The following is an 18,863-nucleotide window of genomic DNA, read 5'->3' on the forward strand; positions in this document are numbered from 1 at the left end:
TTAAAGTTTTGGGCCGAAATATTTTCACTGACACTATGCTCAATATTAGTCCAGAACTTGAGTGCTTGCATTTGTATTTAGCGGTTAATTGGTGCAAAATTAACTAAGTTCTTGTTTAAGAGTACCAAAGTTTGCAAACAGCATGTCCTAGTTGTGATCTTGTCATCGAGATACCGCACCTTAGTGCAAAACAAATGGCTGTATGCCCTCACTGCAATACTAAACTGTCGGTTTCAAAAGCCAATCAAGACAGTAGTGTTGTCGCGCTTAGCTTAAGTGCTATCTTTATGCTGCTTAGCAGTATGTTCTATCCATTTTTATCATTCAGTAGTAGCGGCATAACCCAAACGATTACCCTCCCAGACGCAGCTCGCATTTTATTTAACTACGACAATGACTTTTTAGGCCTCTTTATTGATACAAGTATCATCGGGCTGCCTATGTTACTTTTGGTTTTGATCATTCCCTTACACTTAGGTTTACTTAAAGCTTTACCTTATGAATGGGGAAAACGCTTGTTAAAGGTTACCTTTGCACTTGAACCTTGGATAATGTCAGAGATATTTTTGATAGGTGTTATGGTCAGCATGGTGAAGATCATGTCCATGGCAGATATCACGTTTGGCGTTAGTTTCTGGTCTTATGTTGCCTTTGTTGTCTGCTACGTGGCCGCAACAACGCGCTTAAACAAACAACGTTTATGGCAACAACTAAGAGAACCTATTTATATAGAGCAAACGCTACCCAATACAAGAGCAATTGATCAAGGCCTTAAAGCCTGCCATGTATGTGGTCAATTATGTAATACAGAGGTGTGTTCACGCTGTGAAACTAAAACCTTTAGCCGCAATCCCAATAGCATTCAAAAAGCGGCTGCTTGGTTAATTACGTCGGTTGCGTGTTATATCCCTGCTAATGTCTACCCTATCATGTATACAACCAGCCTTGGTGACGAAACGCCATCAACTTTAATCGGTGGTGTTATGATTTTATGGGCGAGTGGCTCATACCCCATTGCTATGATTATCTTTCTAGCAAGCGTTGTGGTGCCTTTGGCAAAAGCACTGGTACTGAGCTTTCTATGCTTTATGGTTACACGTCCTGCTAATAGGCAAACCAAAAGTTACACACGAGTTTATCAATTAACTGAATTTATAGGTAAATGGTCAATGATTGATGTCTTTGTGGTAGCAATTTTAGTAGCCTTGGTGCAACTGGGGAATTTGATGTCTGTGACACCTGGAATAGGTACCGTCTTTTTTACAACTATGGTTATTTGCCAAATGCTTGCAGCCCATGCATTTGATCCTAGATTATTATGGGATAGCCCTGCTAATTTAAAAACCGCTAAACAAGAGAACTTGGCATGAGCGAAACAGCTAAAATAAAAACAGCGCCAAATATTTCCGCTATTTGGATTATTCCATTAGTGGCATTACTGATAGGCGCCTGGATGCTATATCAATATCAGGCAAATCAAGGCACCACAATTTTTATAAGAATGCCTCACGCTGAAGGGATTGTCGCTGGCAAAACAGAAATTAAAGTTCGAAGTGTAAAAATAGGTCAAATTGACCATGTTAGACTATCTGACAAACAAAATAGCGTCATTGCACGTGCCCAGATAGATAAACATTATGAAGACTTACTCACCGATGATGCAAAAATATGGGTGGTAAAGCCACGAATTGATGACACAGGTATCAGTGGCATGAGCACGCTATTATCGGGCGTATATTTAGAGTTTTCGCCTGGTGAAAGCAAAAAGCTGGCGGATAAGTTTAAGCTTCAAGATGAACCTGCTTTGATTGCAAATGACGTTAAAGGAGGGCGTTTTACCTTATTGAGTTATAACGCTGAAGTGCTAGACGTTAGCACAGGAATATACTTTAAAGACTACAAAATAGGCCAAATAGAAACCGCGACTTTCGATTGGAAAAACCAGGCAATGAAGTATGGTATTTTTATTAATGAGCCTTATCAAAACTTAATCACATTGAATTCTATTTTTTGGGTTAACTCTGGTATTGAAATTGACCTCTCTGCGGATGGAATTAATGTCAATACGGGTTCATTAAGCAAACTTCTAAAAGGCGGAATATCTGTAGGTATACCAGAGCAACAAACACCGGGCGAAATTGCAACTAATGGCCATAGCTTTTCATTAAGTAACAGTTATAAAGCAGCCCTTGAAGAACGTTTTTATGACTTTGACTACTATTTAATTGAGTTTGAACAATCGATTCGAGGCTTAAGAGCAGGTGCCCCCGTTGAGTACAGAGGAATGAGAATTGGAACCGTTGTTGAAGCACCTGCAAGCGTTATTATCAATGGGAAACCTGCACACTTTAGAACAGATAACACCGCTGTTCCTGCGCTTATAAAGGTTGAATATGGTCGCTTATATCACGACAGTACAGCAGCACGTGAGTTTTGGCATTCAAGTTTAGATGGCTGGGTAAAAAGTGGCCTTAGAGCCTCTTTAAAACCAGGTAACCTTTTAACAGGTGCAGTTTATGTCGACTTAGATATTTACAATAACGCCGAGCCGGCCAGTTTATCAAAAGTTGCTGAATATACTGTATTCCCAAGTATATCCAGCGGTATTACTGTTATTGCCGATCAAGTTTCAGATGTTTTAAATAAAGTAAATAATTTAAAAATAGAAGACAGCTTAGCGCAAATGCAAACCACATTCTCAGAATATCAAGCGCTTGCGCATGACATGCGTGATTTGCTCAATAAGCAAGATACGCAAGACTTACCGGGTGATATTAATAGAAACTTTGCAGAAATGACCAAAAGTATGCAGCAGTTTGATAAAACCATGAAACAGTTCGAAAAAACCATGGCAAGCTATCAACAAGGGTCAGCGTTTCACCAACAATTGCAGACTACTCTTTCTGAGTTTAAACGCTTAAGTGAAGAGCTACAGCCCCTAACGCGTGGCCTAAATCAGCAACCAAATATGTTGATTTTCGATAAAGACCTTCCTGCTGATCCGACACCAAGGAAACAATAATGAACTATAAACTAATTGCTTTTGTAAGCTCGCTATTCGTACTATCTGCATGTAGTCAAACGTCATTTTCAACAATGCAGTATTACCAATTCTCGCAGCCTATAACTGCGATGAAACGTTTAAGTGACGAAACCCAAGCTCAACTAAGAGTTAATACGGTACAACTACGAGGTTCATTAAATAACCGGGGTATTGCGATGGTGCTCGATAATAACCGCATAAATGCAGCTAATTATCACCTTTGGAATGAGTCACCGGATTTAATGCTTACGGCAAGTGCGCATCAAACTCTCTATACAAAGCTAGAAAACTGGATGGTAATTAAAGGCTTACCTGTCATTACAGATATAGACCAGCAAACTTATTATGAATTAGAGTACGAGCTACACCACTTTAATGGTGATCAAAATGGTAATGCGAATATAGCTGGATTATGGCGCTTATATTACACAACACCTGAGTCGGGTAGACAGCTAAAAGCGATAAACTACTTTAACGAAATTACGCCTCTTGACGAAGATGGTTATGAAGGTCTTGTTATAACGTTAGAATCAACATGGCTTGAAATTAATCAAGAAGTCGGTGCAGAGTTATCAAAACTTACTCTTTAAAAGAACTTTCAGAGGTTGGTGATCATCGTTGATAATAAGGTCACCAATATCTTCAAACCCTAATTTCATTAGCACTTTTTGCGATGCTACATTTTGTAATGATGTCATAGCAGCTAACAAGTCAATATTTCTCACGTACTCTTTTGCAAACAATAAAGATGCCGCTTTTGTTGTAATTCCCCGCCCCTCATACTCAGCTAAAAGGGCAAAACCTAAATCAGGAATTGCCAATGCATCTCTTTGAAAAAGCCCAATCATTCCAACGGGTGTTTCGTCAGCGAGGCAAACGATATAACAGCCCAAGCCATTTTGCTGGTGGCTATTGATAAAAGTTTGTTGTATGTAATGCTGAGCTTGAGCATGCGTTTTGATACCTTTATCGCCAATATGCTTTAAAAACGATGTCTGATTTAACAGTTTTAGAATAAAACTATCATCACTTGGGTACCCGGCACGTAAAAAAATATCGCTCATAACACGCTCCTAAAATACTTTACTAACAACATCTGAGGTAAAATTGAGACAATCAAGGACACGTTCCTTTTGAACATCAGAAAGCTCATCAAGGTTAAAATACCCATAGTCAGTATGCTCGTCGCTTAGGGTTATTTTTGCATGTTCAGGCAAAAAAGCTCTAAATATAAATGCATGCGAATTAAACGCTGTGTGGTAATAAACACCACTTAAGTAGGCAATCTGTACATCACAATCTAGTTCTTCATCGCATTCACGTATGAGTGCTTGATGAATGGTTTCGCCCTTATCTAAAGCGCCACCAGGTAGCCCCCAGCTTTTTTGTCCGTAATTAGCTTTCAGCAATAACACCTGACCTTGTGAATTAGTGATTACCGCATGACTACTTAATCTGTATGTATCTGAAAAAGCCATAAAAACCCCCGTTAAACTAATTGATAGCCTAACATAAATACTGCAATTAAATTAATTTGGATAAGATAAAAATTCTTATTGACTAAATTAAAATTCAGGATTATTTTTCGTGCGATGTTTTGGGCAAAACAAAAGCAGTATACCCTCTATACTGTCTGGCGCCAGCCAACGCAGGCACTTTCCCTTATGGGTCCATAAAAGTGTGTTCGCGTAAAGCAGTTACTTGAGTCGAAAGACTTTTGATTTCTGTAAGCAATCTCGCATTGCTTAACTGTGTGAAAAATATAATGCAAGAACCTTCTGCGTTAAGTTTACTACCTCCTGTATTAGTGGTGGTTTTGGCCGTATTTTTACGCCGCCCTATATTATCTTTACTTATTGGTGCTTTGTTTGGTTTAGCCATGCTAGGCCCTACCGCTGTATTGGCTAATTTTGCTGAAATCTCATTAAAAGTAATGCAAGACGAAACCATTGCTTGGCTTATATTAGTGTGCGGTGGTTTCGGTGCTCTCATCGCTTTATTAGTGCGCACAGGCGGCGCAAGTGCATTTGCCGAATTAGCATTAAAATTTGCTAAAGGACAACGTTCATCACTCGTTATGACATTTGTGTTAGGCGTGATTATTTTTATAGACGATTACCTTAATGCGTTAACGGTTGGTGAAACAATGAAACGTATTACCGATAAGTTTAAAATCAGCCGTGAAATGCTTGCCTATGTGGTCGACTCAACTGCCGCGCCTATCTGTGTACTAGTCCCGCTATCAACGTGGGCAGTTTTTTTTGGTGGTTTATTAGTTGATAACAATGTAGCACCTGAAGGCCAAGGCATTGCTGTGTATATTCAAGCAATTCCATACATGCTTTACGCGTGGTTTGCTGTACTCGTTGTATTACTTGTGAGCGTCAACATCATCCCAGCCTTTGGCCCGATGAAAAAAGCGCAGCTACGTGCCATGAATCATCAAATCGAGATATCAAACAGTCAATACACCGATATCCAGACAGCTGATGAATATGCAGTAAAAGCGGCCGAAGAGAACTTTGAGACTGCCGCAAGTAATGGCAAACTTTACAACTTTTTAGTGCCCATTATTTTGCTGGTGGCATTCACTGTCTACTTTGAGATTGATGTATTTAAAGGGCTGCTCGCAACTTTTGCCATTGTATTACCCTTTTATATGCTGCAAAAGCTAATGACGTTGTCAGAGCTAGTAGAACGCATGCTCGATGGATTTAAAAGTATGATTCCGGCAATTGGCACTGTAGTCGCTGCATTTATTTTCAAGGATGTGTGTGACCAATTAATGCTACCACAATATGTTATTAATACACTAAGCCCCTACATGACGGCACAATACCTGCCTGCCGTGGTATTTTTAGCTATGGCAGTGCTTGCCTTTGCAACGGGTTCAAGCTGGGGTATTTTCGCGGTCACTATCCCAATAGTTATGCCTCTTGCTTACGCAATTGATGCGAATATTCCTTTGGTGATTGGCGCATTGCTGTCAGCTTCTTCTTTTGGCAGCCAAGCGTGCTTTTATTCTGATTCAACGGTACTGGCTGCACAAGGCTCTGGTTGCGATTTAGTGAGCCATGCTATTACTCAACTACCCTATACCATATTGGCAGCAACAGCTGCATTTATTGGTTTTTTACTTATTGCATAAGAACAAAAGCCCAAGCATATGCTTGGGCTTTGATTTATTGAAATATAAATCCTATTTTTGGAATTGAATTCCTTTGTAATAGGTTTCTAAGTTATCAACTTTAATCTGATTTTCCAGATCAGCGAATGGCTTATCCGCAAATTTACTACCACGCAGTTGAATGTTCAAACGCGGTGCTTGAGCATTTAACATCGTTTTCTTATAGTAATCTTTAAGATCAGCTAAGGTCACTTTTTCAACCTCAGCAATCAGTTTATCTTTAGAATCAAAGTTAAAGTTTTCGCGATACCAATCAGAAATTAAAGGGGCCATTTCATCGCCAAGATTTTTAGGCTGCTCTTTTAAAGACACAAGGGTAGCGTTCTTAAGCTGCATAAAGGTGTCTTCTGTCATATTATCAAGCTCAACTGCGTATTGCTTTTTAAAGTCATCAAAGCGAGCTTGCATTTCTTTTGGACCTTTAACTGGCGTTTGGATATAAAGCCCAAGTGCTGAGTAATCTTCAATTGGGCGAGCAAGTGCACCAACCGCATAAGCAAGTTGTTCTTCAGTACGTAGTTTATCAAAAGCAACTGTTCTAAAGTGGTTTTGTAATACTTGAGCTTGTGCTTGCTGCTTATATCCTGGGGTCGGATGAACAACCATATCGATAACTGCAACGTCAGCGACAATAATATCTTTTTGTAACACAATGCGCTCACCTAGCTTAGGTAACCAAGCTTTGCTACGAGCAAACTTCGAGATTTTGTGCGTCTTAGGCAAGATAGCTATCAATTGATTGGCAATCGAGTTTACATCGTCTTGATTATAATTGCCGAAGGTAAATACACGTAGGTCATTAGCTGCCAAGGTCGACTGCTTAATTGCAGTAAAATCAGCGAGCGTTAAAGCATTGGCTGCTGCAATGAGTGCCTCGGTGTCAAATTTACCACTGCGTGTTAATTTCGAGTATTCCCCAAACGCTTGATAGAAAGGAAACTGTTGCTGTTGGTTCAATAAGTCGCGCTTATAGCGGTCAATTGCTTGTTCAAAGCCTTCTTTTGATACTTCTAACTGTAAGTTTTCAAGTGCTTGTGCCAATAAAACGTCTTGTTTATCAGTAAAGCCGCTTAATGATAAAACCAGACCATTACTAGGCTGTAGCCCTAAACTCATACCTGCAACGGCTGCTTCTGTGCTTAATTTACTTTGCTGTAAGTTATAGATATCCGCCCAAACCGAGTAAAGAACTTTCGCCTTTGCATCAACCAGTGCGTCAGGTGTATTGATATAAACCTCAACAAGCCCTTTTGGCTGCCCTGCAAATTGTTGACTTGCTTGACGCCATACCTTCACTCCTTGTTCATCAAACACCAGCTCTGGATGAGCTTGTTGCTTAAATTCAGCGGTTTTGATTGCAAAACTTTCAGGTAGCAAGCGGTTTACAGTCGGTAGAGCTAATTCGTACTGACTCTGCTTATTCCAACTGGCAATTTCTTCTTCACTGATATCTTCAATACGGTATTTGCCATCATAAAAATGCAACTGTGAATCAGTCTCTTCTTGTTTTGATATGTACCAAATGCGAAGAGTATCTTCATTTAATTGCGACAGCACATTTTGCACAGCGTCAGCATCAAATTTTGCATAATAATAAGGCGCATTGATTGCATTATTTACAGGGAATTTCTGCATACTATCGGTTAAGTTACTGACATAACCAAACTCGTCACCTTTTTCTAAAAATTGGAATTCATTATTTAAAGACGTTCGAATTTCATTGAAGTATTTACTATCAACACCCTGCTCTTTGATTAATGCAATGTACTGCATGATAGTCGCAACTATTTCTTCACGGTTTTCCATGCCAGAATCGGTCAACTCAATACTAACTTTAAGAGTGCCATAGTTGCCATATTGAGTCGGCGCATCGCTTGCAGATAAATGCGAAACCCAGCCTTTATCTCTAAGGATTTGTGCAGGGCTGCCTTGCATTTCATTACTAAGTAAATAAGACACAAAGCGATTAGGTTTAACAGCGAACTCAGCGCTGTTGTCTTTGATAGTAAACTCCAACTCTAATTGTTTAACATCTTCATTCGGAGAATAATAAACACGTTTACCACCTGCTTTACTAAAGTCGAGCTTATCAGTCACAGTTGGCTTTTCTATCTGCTTATTTTCAATGTCTGCAAAATACTGCTTCGCTTTTGCTTCCATTTCAGCTAGCGGACGATTTGAAATCATCGCTACTTTCATGATGTTAGACGAGTAATACTTGTTATAAAAAGCCACAGTTTCTTTATGAAGGTTACTGCCCTCTTTATCGCCTAATGTTTCCAAGTTACCAATTAAGAATCGGTTTGCTGGATGCTCCCCCATCATTTGTCGAGCAAGCTTAAACTGGCCAAAAAAGTCCATTTCACGACGCATAGACCATTCTGCATTTACGGCATTTTTTTCTTTATCAGTGTACTCAGGATAAAGCTTGGGCGATTTAAAGAAATCAGCAAAACGATCAAGCGCTTCGTCGTATGCGTCGTTGTTAACTTTAAACATGTAATTGGTAATATCTAACCAAGTATAGGCGTTATGTGCACCACCATTTTTAGTCATAAAATCACTATAGCCCTTGGTATCAGGGTATCTTTCTGTGCCAAGGAATAACATATGCTCTAAATAGTGAGCCATCCCCTGTTGACTCATAGGGTCGTGCAACAAACCAACCCCAACACTCAATGCAGCAGCTGATTTTTCGGCACTTGGGTCCGAGATTAAAATCACATCAATTTCATTGGCTAACTTGAGGGTTTTATATTCGCGAGTGTCATTAGGACTAACAATAAGCGATTCGGGAATTAAATTTGGGTTAGTTGTTTGATTTGGTGCTGAACTACACCCTGCTAAGACGGCAAATGCAATAGCACTCAAGCCCATTATTTTTTTCATTATTTCGTATCCATTAGAAATTGACTGTGTTTTTATTTATCATGTGCTCATATAGGCCGCAATTCAATGCTTATTAGGGTATAGACTCTAAAACTTTGTAACACATTGTGAAAAATAAGTACTTACGGCTCGAATAACAACTGAATAACTATAACAAAGGATGAGCTATGGAAAAGTGGCTAATTGCGGCAATGTTCACTCAGGTATTACTTACATTCTCTATCATGGTGATTATGGGAAGGCGCCGTTTCACAGCGGCAAGAAATAAAGTCATAAAAATGCAAGACTTTTTAACAATGGAACTAGATAAGGCTGGTTCTGAGGTTAGAGTCGCAGATCGAAACTTTATAAACCAGTTTGAAATGCCGATTTTGTTTTTCATTGCCTGTTTAACAGCTTTACAGGTTAACGCAGCTGGGTTTGTATTTGTAATTCTTGCATGGATTTATGTTGGACTAAGGTTATTACACAGTGTAATTCACTTAACAACAAACACACTAAAGCTACGTTATTATAGCTTTGTAATCAGTAGTTTCATCATGCTTATCATGTGGTTAATGATTTTAATAAGAATTTTCTAAGGCGCAAATTGCGCCTTACATTATTTTTCAAGGTATGAACCTTCTACTGTATAAACTTTCTACGGTAGAAAACGCTGGCAGCCAAAATCGACATCAACCAAGCCATTGAGCCACTGCTTGAACCAGAATCTCCACCCTTGCCATCATCGTCTATTAATGTATTTTCTACTGGTGACAAACCTGCTGATGAATCAGGATTTTCATCAATAACCACAACACTGTTAATAGTCACTAAATTTTCACCATTAAAGCCAGCGGTTGTTTCTGGGCATTGGTCTTCGTTTAAACCAACTACGGGGATTTCGCCACAATGTACAAGATCAGTGATTTTAGTCAGCACCTCAAAGCTTTCTTGTGTGATCTCACCAAATACTGTAAAGCCACCGTTTTGAACGTCTAAATTAGCGCTATTATCTTTTAAGTTGAAAAACCATTGGCTTGTGGCACTGTTTGCATTACCACTTTGTTTAGCCATAGCAATGGTTCCTTTTACATTAGATAGGACTGGTTCATTCGCAATGGCTGCTTTCTTTTCTATTGCTGTAAAATCTGTATCGAATGTGAAACCACCGCCTTGCACTACAAAATCGTCCACAGAACGATGAATAAGACTTCCATTATATGAGCCATCTGACACATATTCTAAAAAGTTTGCAACGGTCACAGGGGTATGTTGATCATAGAGATTGACTGTAACCGTGCCTTGATTCGTTTGCATTTCTACGATGGTTGCATTCGCTTGAAAACCTATTACGAGTAATGCAGACGCTAACAAATTTTTTTTCATTGTCTCTTCCTGATAGTTTTTATTTTGAGATGATGAGGTTAAATAAAAACTAACTGCTATTGAATAGAGGGAAAAGTTGTTACACAAAACAAATCAAGTTGATTACATATTAATTACACTTGTTTACACTGTATATTCATTAATGTTATAAAAACTTGATAAATTAAAGCCAAATCGTCTTATCAAATTAGCTGAGTTTGTTAGTATTCACACGACAACAATGAACACATAGGAATTAACCATGGCGAATAAAGAAAGCGCTATTTGCGATTTTGGCTTACACCAAGGTGAGCCTTACAATAAATTACCGGCCAGTTTTTTAAACTGGATGGTAGGTAATAATCATCAAAAATCACACTATGCTGAGCAAGAGCTTCAACGGCGTCAATTAGCCGCGACAGGTGAGTTAAATTTTGAAAATGACAATAAAAATTATTAAAAGTCATTTAATTTAAACCTAAGTCGTTTAAACTAAGCGCATAATTAACCTACTGCTTTAATATGGCAAACAATTATGCGTTTTATTATTTTATCGTCGCTGCTGTTTTCACTAACCGCTTGCAGCACCTTCCAAGAAAAAGATACCAATTCTCAGTACTTTACTCTTCTACATACTAATGATAATCACGGTCGTTTTTGGCATAACGAACAAGGTGAGTATGGTATGGCAGCCCGTAAAACACTGATAGACCAGCTAAGAGCTGAAGCAAAAGCTCAAGGCCATGCTGTTTTATTGCTTTCGGGTGGTGACATCAACACAGGTATTCCAGAGTCTGATCTTCAACATGCAGAACCTGATTTCAAAGGTATGTCACTCATCGGCTATGATGCAATGGCAATTGGTAATCATGAGTTCGATAATCCGCTCTCTGTACTTGATCAGCAACAAAAGTGGTCAAACTTTCCGTTTTTATCTGCCAATATTATTGATAAAGAAACAGGCAAAGCGCGCTATCAAGGCTACAAAATATTTGACAAAAATGGACTTAAAATTGCGGTAATTGGTTTAACAACGACTGACACAGCAAAAATAGGGAACCCGCAGTACATTGGTGGCCTTGATTTTAAAGATCCAACTCAAGTAACAGCAAATTTAGCGCCGACACTCAAAGCCCAATATCAGCCAGATATTACGATTGCTGTAACTCACATGGGCCATTATGTAGACGCTAACTTCGGTATCAATGCGCCTGGAGATGTAACGATGGCACGTAACCTCCCAAAGGGTACACTTGATATTATTGTTGGTGGTCATTCGCAAGAACCCGTTTGTATGTCAAGTGCGAACGTTGCCGATAAAAGCTTTGCGCCTGGTAAAGACTGTAAACCAGACCAACAAAATGGTACTTGGATTATGCAAGCTCATGAGTGGGGTAAGTATGTTGGTAAAGCGGAATTTAAATTAGAAAATGGGCAATTAACTCTACTAAATTATGAATTGATCCCTGTGAACTTGTATACCACAAATAAACAGGGCAATAAGCAGCTTGCTGGTGACTATATTGAACCAGATAAGACAGTCCAAGACGTACTTGCGGTTTATCAGAAAAAAGGGGCTGCTCAGATTGCGGGCAAGATTGGCTCAGTCGATGCTAAACTTGAAGGCGACCGCAGCAAAGCACGCTACGAACAAGTTAATCTAGCTCGTGTAATTATCGCCGCTCAAATGCAATCTGTTGGAGCTGATTTTGGCTTGATCAGTGGCGGTGGTATTCGAGATAGCATTCAAGCAGGTGATGTTAGCTATAAAGATATTTTGAAAGTTCACCCGTTCAAAAACCGCATTACTTACATTGATATAACAGGAAAAGAACTGTTCGATTATCTGTCAGTTGTGACCTCATTCCCACCCGACTCAGGCGCTTATTTACAGTACCATAAACTTAGTTTTAGTAGGCCAGATGGGCAGCTCAACGATGTGAAAATTAATGGTAAGGCACTCGATATGGACAAAACTTATCGTATGAGTATCAATAGCTACAACGCATCAGGGGGCGATGGTTACCCAACATTGACGAATAGGCAGGGATTCGTAAGTACAGATGACACGGATGCCCAAGCATTGAAGCGCTTCTTCGAAGAAAATAGTCCTTTAACAGCGGCTGATTACGCACCTGAATAAGTAAAGCATGGGAAGTAGTATGCTACTTCCCTATTACTTCGATATCATCACAGGAAATTGCTTTTAAACCATAGTGATGCAATCGAGATCGAGAACCTTCACCATATGCTTTAGGAGGGTAATATATTTCTTTAAGTTCAGGCTCATCCTGCCAAACTTCATCCAATGCAGCCCTAATTTCACTTAAGGTTTTCTCAAGACTATTGGTAAAGTTCGGGCGCTTTCTGATTGTATGACCAAGCTCTACTAAACGATAAAAATATTTATTAGCAAGGTTTAACAACTCATCTGGCACATCTTTATTTTGATTAAGCACAACATCTGGATATTGAATACAAAACTCAACCAATGCTAAATAAAAGCACAATGGCTTATTCGCTAGCGCAACTGACTTTTCTTCAAGTGCGCTTGATGAAAATGTTTTCGTGTTTAAATCGACAACAAGTTTAGGTGCTTCAGCAAGTATAGGTTCATCATCAGCTGTCGCTTCAATTGCACTATAAGATGACTGCCTGCTCTGGCTAACTAAATATGTAAATAATGACGCTATTAGAATCACAAAAATTAAAACGGCAATATCAGACTTTACTAATAGACTATTGTTAAAAGTAAAAGTAATCGACACACTTTTGTTCGGGGTTTGTAATTGAGTTGATAAATGCGCCCCTTGCACTGTTGAATTTGAAATTCCCTCTATAGAATAAACTGCTATCCCTGATTGATTAATTCGAGCATTTAGCTGAGTAATGTAATTTGAAACCATTTCTTTACTGCCTGAATGCTTCAAAAAATCATCGGGTAAGTTTAAGTAGTTCAAGTCCAACGCAATCCTGCTTTGCACCTTTGCAACAGACAATTCATTATTCATCTGCATTTTGTAAAATTTTGCACTATAGAAGCTTGCAACTAAGAGTGCAGTTGTAAACAAAAACACGATTGTATTAAAAAGCTTATCTTTATTTAGAAGCATTGATGACCTCTACTGAGTGCTTATTTGCATCGCTTTTACAATCCCAAAATGATTCAACATGATTAAAGTAGTGAGAACTTTGATTGCGAGCTAAATCCGTGAGGCGTGCCTGAACAGCACATAAAAGGTCAGTGTTTTCATCTTGCATTTTTAAATACCAGCGGCTGCCACTAATGTTATCTCTTATCGGTGTTATATAGTTAACTGAAAAACTAGCTTGATCACTGTCTTGCCAATAGGATGAAATTAAGTCAACTTTACCACTGGCGAGTAATTCCCTTAACTCTGTATGAGAACTCGCATAAGTAATATTTAAGTTTTCTAAATTTATATCTAATGTTTTAAAAAGTTGTTTGGGTAATATGTGGCCTGAACGGCTTGTTGGATAATCCAGTAACCCAATACGTTTGTCTAAAAAGTACGACTTTTCAATTCGTGGCTTTTCTTTACTTGAAATAAGGTAAGCGGTGTAATCAGGAAAACCGACAACAGCTTGATAGTTATAAGTGGATTGTGCCATGAATGCGTCAATTAAATTCTCTTTGGCGAGGATTAAGTCTGCAATCCCTTTGCCTAAAAACTCGATAGAATCCGATGTCTTATAGCCCCAGTAAGACGTAACTTTTCCATACTGTTTACTAATAGTTAAATCATCACACAAGGATGTTGCTACATCTTCAGCGAGTGTTTTTCCAGATACATAAACGACCAAATCATTTAAGTTGCTGTCTGACTTTGTACTGCAGGTAAACGAGGTTTCAATAAACGATTTTAAGTCAGGTGCAACTGCTCTTCCCTGTATGAAACCAATGCAGAAAAACAAAACAATAGACAGAAACAAAAATGTAACAATCGATGATTTTTTTATTAATATAGTTCTTAAACTCAATTTTACTAACCACTTGCTCGTGCTAGCCTCTATTTGAACAATTATTCTTACTTATTACAACAAGTAATTTTACTTAAACACTGTAAGGTAATGATTTTATTACTTTATGAACAAGAAATTATGAATCTTATTGAGTCCTTTCTATTTATCTCAAAATTCAGGAGAATTGGAACCAGAAAATTTGATTAAGCAAACATTCACTTTGGACGCTCAACCGATGTTACTAAAAACAATGAAGATGTTGCTGTTAACTACACCAGTAATTTCTGCTTTATCCGCCGCCCCTGCACATGCTTGGGGTCAAAATGGTCATCGAATTGTTGGTGAATTAGCAGCAATGCATATTACCGACACCACACGAGACGCTTTAGTTCCCTTACTAGATGGTGAATCGCTCCCTCAAATAGCTACATGGGCTGATGAAATGCGCTCTGCACCAGAAGAATTCTGGCAAAAAAAGTCATCGCGCTGGCACTACATAAACTTTTCTAAAGATGATGCAAAACCAAGTTATGATGCACACTCTCATCACAACAAAGAAACAGTCGCAGATATCCTAGAAGGTATCGAATATTCAATTTCAGTATTAAAAAACGAAAAAGCATCATTAGCTGAAAAGCAATTCGCATTACGCTTTTTAGTACACCTTGTTGGTGATAGCCATCAACCTTTCCATGCAGGTCACAGCGAAGACCGCGGTGGCAATCGCATTTCTGTCACATTCTTTGGGCAAGATACTAACTTACACAGCCTTTGGGACACTAAATTAATAGAAAACGAAAACTTATCTTACACAGAGTTTGCCAAGTTCGTTGATACATCAAACCAAACATTAATCTCAGATTACCTTGCAAGTTCGCCAAGTGATTGGTTGATTGAATCAAACAACATTGCTAATTCACTCTATAAAGAAAATGAAACAAATGTAAGTTACAGTTATATCTATAAAAATTTACCAATTGTAAAAACTCGTCTACAACAAGGCGGGATTAGATTAGCCGGTTTATTAAACTCATTATTTGATAAATCAGCAAAACCGTTAGTAAAGGCACTTAAGATGCCAGCTAACAGTGAACTATAAACCAACAAACCTCTAACACGGGAAATAACATAATGAATAAGTTACGCCTTTCGAAATTAACCGGAGCAGTTATATTAGCTCTTGGTGTTTCAACAAGTGCTATGGCTGCAGATACCTCATCTTCAATGAGAGGTAAAATCACAACACCTTCTGGTGAAGCAGCTGCAAATGTTAAAATAAAGGTTATTCACCAACCAACTGGCACAGTCAGTGAGTTAACTACAAATGAAAGCGGTACTTTCATCGCCAATGGTCTACGTGTTGGTGGCCCATACACTGTATTTATCGACTCAGATACACACAGTGACAGCATGGTAGAGAATATCTACTTAGAACTTGGTGATACTTACCGCTTACAAGAACAATTAAACTCGCTAGCAATGGAAAAAATTGAAGTTTCTGGCTATAAAATTGTTCAACAGTCTGGCGGTTCAAGCAGTGTTTTCGGTGAAGACACAATCAACAATATGCCAAGCTTTAACAAAGACATTAAAGATGTAGCGCGATTAAACCCACTTGCAAATATCAATGGTAGTGGTGAGCTTACATTTGCAGGTAACAACCCTCGTACAAACAGCCTGACTGTTGATGGTATCGGCCAAAACGATGACTTCGGTTTAAACTACGGCGGCTACCCTACTGCTCAACCACCAGTTGCACTTGATGCAATTGAGCAAATTTCTGTTGATGTATCACCTTTCTCAGCATCAAAAGGTAACTTTGGTGGTGGTACAATTAATGCCGTAACAAAATCTGGTACAAATGAGTTTAAGTTCTCAGGTTTCTACGAAACGTCAACACCTGATATGGCAGGTGATGTAGATAGCATTTCTGAAGTTTATGCTGATGGTCGCCCTGTTTTAGACGAAGATGGCCATAAAACATTTGAAATTAACAAAGTAGAACCAATTCAAACTGAAGAACGTTTTGGTTTTAACGTGGGCGGTCCATTAATCAAAGACACGCTTTTCTATTTTGTTAACTACAACAGCTGGAAGAGCGAACTTGATTTAGATTATGGTTTTGAGGGCTCTGGTGCAACGAACGAATACGATGTAACAGAAGAGCAACTAAATAACTTCTTATCTGTATTAGACAATGTATATGGTTTCCAAGACTCTTTAGGTGGCGATCCTGAAGATACAAATGAATCACTACTTGTAAAACTAAGCTGGAACATCAGCGATGCACATCGTCTAGATTTCACATATCAGTGGCAAGACGATCAAGAAGAGCGCAACTTCGGCACTGGCGGTGACACAGTATTACTTGCTTCAAGCCGTTATACTTATGCAACTAAATTCAACAATTTTTCGACAAAACTTTACTCAGATTGGAGCGATGTTTTCTCATCAGAGATTGGTATCGCGTATAAAGATGTCAGTTCAAACAGCTTAACAAACTCGAATATTGGTAGCGTAAAAGTTGAAGAATACTACCGTGGTCCAGCGTATGAGTTTGGTACAGACCAATACCGCCACGCGAATGAGTCTTCAACTGAAAACCTAACATTAACATTTGATGGTACTTACCTTCTTGATGAGCATGAGCTTAACTTTGGTATTCAGTATGAATCACTCAATCTGTATAACCTATTTGCTGCAAATTCATTAGGTTCATGGGAGTTTGATAGTCTGGCTGGTTTTGCAAACCGTGAAGTGGGTAACTTTAATGGTACTTATGACTTCTCTTACGCAAATGCTTATACAAACAATGCTGCAGACACAGCATATGATGCAACGCGTAGCCAATTAGCAATCTACCTAGAAGATACTTTTTATATTGGTGACGATTTAGAAGTAAATGCCGGTATTCGTTATGAGCGTTTAGCATCTGACGACAAGCCAACTCTAAATGAAAACTTCCTAGAGACTTACGGTTTTTCAAATCAAGAGAATCTTGATGGCGTCGATATCATCCTACCACGTGTTGGGTTTAAATATTACGCAACAGAAAACCTAACAATCAGTGGTGGTGTAGGTCGTTTCCAAGGTGGTATTCCTAACGTTTGGTACAACAACTCGTACCAAAAAGACGGTATTACACTTGTTGATGCACCACAATCAGTTATTAATGATTACTACGCAAATAACCCTGCAGATATCACATCTGTACCAGGTGCAATTCAAGATTCACTGGTAAAAGGTGCGGGTAGCACAAACTACATTGACCCTGACTTTAAATTACCTTCAAGCATCCGTAGCCAAATTGGTTTCGAGTATGACTTTGACTCTGAATTACTTGGTAATGGTTTCAAATGGCAAGCTGAAATCGCTTACCACAAGAAAGAAAACGAAGCAATTTGGCACAACACGGCTATCGTACCTGTGGGCGTTGCGGCTGATGGCGAGCGTTTAATCCAAGAAAGCATCTACTCAGGTGATTTAGCTGATAACTTCGATATCATGCTAACAAATTCATCTGATGATGGCCGTTCAGTTATCTTCTCAACAGCACTTGCAAAAGAATGGGATAACGGTTTATACATCTCAGCAAGCTATGCACACCAAGATATCACTGAAGCGTCTTCAGGTTCATCTTCACAAGCGCAAAGTAACTACCAGCACAGTGTTACTAAAAACCGTAACCAAGACTTAGCACAGCGTGGTGCCTATGAAGTAGAACATAGCTTCAAAGTGAATATCAGCTACCACACTGAATTCTTTAAAGGCTATAACACTAAGTTTGACCTTTACTTTGAGCGTCGTTCAGGTCGCCCTTACAGTCACACAATGGCTTCATACCAAGACGGTGCGCTAGGCGACTCGCGTGACTTCTACTCAAGCTCTGCATACTTAGCTTATATTCCAACTGGTGCAGATGACCCGAATGTAAACTGGGATGAATCGCAACTTACTTGGGGTGAGCTTGAAGCACTACTTGATAGAGCGGGTATTTCTGAGCGTGGTGAAATCTTAGACCGTAATACAGGTACTATGCCTTGGGTAACAACTATGGATATCAGCGTTAAGCAAGAAATCCCAGGTTTCGCTAAAGGTCATAGCGGTGAAGTGTATTTCATGATTGATAACTTTGCTAACTTACTTAATAGCGACTGGGGCATTGAAAAACGCCTTAGCTATCAAGACCAATCAGTTTATGACTTTGGTGGTTTAGATGACCAAGGCCGCTATATAATTGATGAAGCGTACAATGGTGCCGATGTAAGAAATTACACACTAATCGACCAAAGTGCTTCTGCATGGCAAGCTAAAATTGGTATTAGTTACAAGTTCTAATCTATACTGTTTAAAGCCCGTTTAATTACGGGCTTTTTTATATCTGTAATAAAAATGACACACATTGATTTTAAA

The 18,863-nt window shown here is 38.9% G+C and carries 15 protein-coding genes; 9 read left to right on the top strand and 6 right to left on the bottom strand.

Annotated features, from left to right (window positions below):
* Positions 1-131 precede the first annotated feature (131 nt).
* The 3 genes from L3V38_RS06640 to L3V38_RS06650 are packed head-to-tail and all read left to right on the top strand — an operon-like array spanning position 132 to position 3,633.
* Positions 132-1,370, top strand: a complete 1,239-nt coding sequence (locus L3V38_RS06640; RefSeq protein WP_130152073.1) for a PqiA/YebS family transporter subunit — start codon at positions 132-134, stop codon at positions 1,368-1,370.
* Positions 1,367-3,022 carry an intermembrane transport protein PqiB gene (pqiB, locus tag L3V38_RS06645; protein WP_237118834.1) on the top strand — a complete coding sequence of 552 codons (1,656 nt, stop codon included), beginning with the start codon at positions 1,367-1,369 and terminating at the stop codon, positions 3,020-3,022. Before L3V38_RS06640 ends, pqiB begins: the two co-directional genes overlap by 4 nt.
* On the top strand, positions 3,022-3,633 hold the full coding sequence (locus L3V38_RS06650; protein ID WP_237118835.1) for a PqiC family protein: 612 nt from the start codon (positions 3,022-3,024) through the stop codon (positions 3,631-3,633). Before pqiB ends, L3V38_RS06650 begins: the two co-directional genes overlap by 1 nt.
* On the opposite strand, the gene L3V38_RS06655 is transcribed toward L3V38_RS06650, so the two are convergent.
* Positions 3,616-4,107 carry a GNAT family N-acetyltransferase gene (locus L3V38_RS06655; protein ID WP_237118836.1) on the bottom strand — a complete coding sequence of 164 codons (492 nt, stop codon included), beginning with the start codon at positions 4,105-4,107 and terminating at the stop codon, positions 3,616-3,618. The genes L3V38_RS06650 and L3V38_RS06655 overlap by 18 nt on opposite strands.
* Positions 4,108-4,116: 9 nt before the next feature.
* Positions 4,117-4,521 carry an NUDIX domain-containing protein gene (locus L3V38_RS06660; RefSeq protein WP_237118837.1) on the bottom strand — a complete coding sequence of 135 codons (405 nt, stop codon included), beginning with the start codon at positions 4,519-4,521 and terminating at the stop codon, positions 4,117-4,119.
* 287 nt (positions 4,522-4,808) lie between these two features.
* Here L3V38_RS06660 and L3V38_RS06665 point away from each other — a divergent pair, with 287 nt between their 5' ends.
* A complete protein-coding gene (locus L3V38_RS06665; RefSeq protein WP_237118838.1) occupies positions 4,809-6,191 on the top strand; it encodes a Na+/H+ antiporter NhaC family protein in 1,383 nt (460 codons plus the stop codon).
* A 51-nt stretch (positions 6,192-6,242) separates the two neighbouring features.
* Here the strand turns inward: L3V38_RS06665 and L3V38_RS06670 are convergent, their stop codons facing one another.
* On the bottom strand, positions 6,243-9,119 hold the full coding sequence (locus L3V38_RS06670) for an insulinase family protein (RefSeq protein ID WP_237118839.1): 2,877 nt from the start codon (positions 9,117-9,119) through the stop codon (positions 6,243-6,245).
* A 167-nt stretch (positions 9,120-9,286) separates the two neighbouring features.
* Here L3V38_RS06670 and L3V38_RS06675 point away from each other — a divergent pair, with 167 nt between their 5' ends.
* Positions 9,287-9,700: an MAPEG family protein gene (locus L3V38_RS06675; RefSeq protein WP_237118840.1), complete on the top strand. Its 414-nt coding sequence runs from the start codon at positions 9,287-9,289 to the stop codon at positions 9,698-9,700.
* 43 nt (positions 9,701-9,743) lie between these two features.
* On the opposite strand, the gene L3V38_RS06680 is transcribed toward L3V38_RS06675, so the two are convergent.
* Positions 9,744-10,487 (bottom strand): peptidylprolyl isomerase, encoded by a 744-nt coding sequence (locus tag L3V38_RS06680; RefSeq protein ID WP_237118841.1) that lies wholly within the window; start codon positions 10,485-10,487, stop codon positions 9,744-9,746.
* Between the two features lie 241 nt (positions 10,488-10,728).
* Here L3V38_RS06680 and L3V38_RS06685 point away from each other — a divergent pair, with 241 nt between their 5' ends.
* Both L3V38_RS06685 and ushA read left to right on the top strand, forming a co-directional pair.
* Positions 10,729-10,926: a hypothetical protein gene (locus L3V38_RS06685; protein WP_237118842.1), complete on the top strand. Its 198-nt coding sequence runs from the start codon at positions 10,729-10,731 to the stop codon at positions 10,924-10,926.
* A gap of 75 nt (positions 10,927-11,001) precedes the next feature.
* Positions 11,002-12,609, top strand: a complete 1,608-nt coding sequence (gene ushA, locus L3V38_RS06690) for a bifunctional UDP-sugar hydrolase/5'-nucleotidase UshA (RefSeq protein WP_237118843.1) — start codon at positions 11,002-11,004, stop codon at positions 12,607-12,609.
* Positions 12,610-12,631: 22 nt separating this feature from the next.
* On the opposite strand, the gene L3V38_RS06695 is transcribed toward ushA, so the two are convergent.
* On the bottom strand, positions 12,632-13,426 hold the full coding sequence (locus L3V38_RS06695) for a hypothetical protein (protein ID WP_237118844.1): 795 nt from the start codon (positions 13,424-13,426) through the stop codon (positions 12,632-12,634).
* Between the two features lie 139 nt (positions 13,427-13,565).
* Positions 13,566-14,468 (bottom strand): hypothetical protein, encoded by a 903-nt coding sequence (locus tag L3V38_RS06700; protein WP_237118845.1) that lies wholly within the window; start codon positions 14,466-14,468, stop codon positions 13,566-13,568.
* Between the two features lie 217 nt (positions 14,469-14,685).
* Here L3V38_RS06700 and L3V38_RS06705 point away from each other — a divergent pair, with 217 nt between their 5' ends.
* Both L3V38_RS06705 and L3V38_RS06710 read left to right on the top strand, forming a co-directional pair.
* Positions 14,686-15,549 carry a S1/P1 nuclease gene (locus tag L3V38_RS06705; RefSeq protein ID WP_237118846.1) on the top strand — a complete coding sequence of 288 codons (864 nt, stop codon included), beginning with the start codon at positions 14,686-14,688 and terminating at the stop codon, positions 15,547-15,549.
* A gap of 32 nt (positions 15,550-15,581) precedes the next feature.
* A complete protein-coding gene (locus L3V38_RS06710) occupies positions 15,582-18,788 on the top strand; it encodes a TonB-dependent receptor (protein WP_235377378.1) in 3,207 nt (1,068 codons plus the stop codon).
* Positions 18,789-18,863 lie beyond the last annotated feature (75 nt).

The sequence above is a fragment of the Pseudoalteromonas sp. L1 genome (assembly GCF_021728095.1).
In the GTDB taxonomy this organism is placed as follows: domain Bacteria; phylum Pseudomonadota; class Gammaproteobacteria; order Enterobacterales; family Alteromonadaceae; genus Pseudoalteromonas.

What these genes read in the sequence shown, in the direction of transcription:
- L3V38_RS06675 (WP_237118840.1), top strand. Translation starts at nt 9,287, where the DNA reads ATGGAAAAGTGGCTAATTGCGGCAATGTTCACTCAGGTATTACTTACA.
- L3V38_RS06680 (WP_237118841.1), bottom strand. Translation starts at nt 10,487, where the DNA reads ATGAAAAAAAATTTGTTAGCGTCTGCATTACTCGTAATAGGTTTTCAA.
- L3V38_RS06670 (WP_237118839.1), bottom strand. Translation starts at nt 9,119, where the DNA reads ATGAAAAAAATAATGGGCTTGAGTGCTATTGCATTTGCCGTCTTAGCA.
- pqiB (WP_237118834.1), top strand. Translation starts at nt 1,367, where the DNA reads ATGAGCGAAACAGCTAAAATAAAAACAGCGCCAAATATTTCCGCTATT.
- L3V38_RS06665 (WP_237118838.1), top strand. Translation starts at nt 4,809, where the DNA reads ATGCAAGAACCTTCTGCGTTAAGTTTACTACCTCCTGTATTAGTGGTG.
- L3V38_RS06685 (WP_237118842.1), top strand. Translation starts at nt 10,729, where the DNA reads ATGGCGAATAAAGAAAGCGCTATTTGCGATTTTGGCTTACACCAAGGT.
- L3V38_RS06660 (WP_237118837.1), bottom strand. Translation starts at nt 4,521, where the DNA reads ATGGCTTTTTCAGATACATACAGATTAAGTAGTCATGCGGTAATCACT.
- ushA (WP_237118843.1), top strand. Translation starts at nt 11,002, where the DNA reads ATGCGTTTTATTATTTTATCGTCGCTGCTGTTTTCACTAACCGCTTGC.
- L3V38_RS06650 (WP_237118835.1), top strand. Translation starts at nt 3,022, where the DNA reads ATGAACTATAAACTAATTGCTTTTGTAAGCTCGCTATTCGTACTATCT.
- L3V38_RS06655 (WP_237118836.1), bottom strand. Translation starts at nt 4,107, where the DNA reads ATGAGCGATATTTTTTTACGTGCCGGGTACCCAAGTGATGATAGTTTT.
- L3V38_RS06705 (WP_237118846.1), top strand. Translation starts at nt 14,686, where the DNA reads ATGTTACTAAAAACAATGAAGATGTTGCTGTTAACTACACCAGTAATT.
- L3V38_RS06710 (WP_235377378.1), top strand. Translation starts at nt 15,582, where the DNA reads ATGAATAAGTTACGCCTTTCGAAATTAACCGGAGCAGTTATATTAGCT.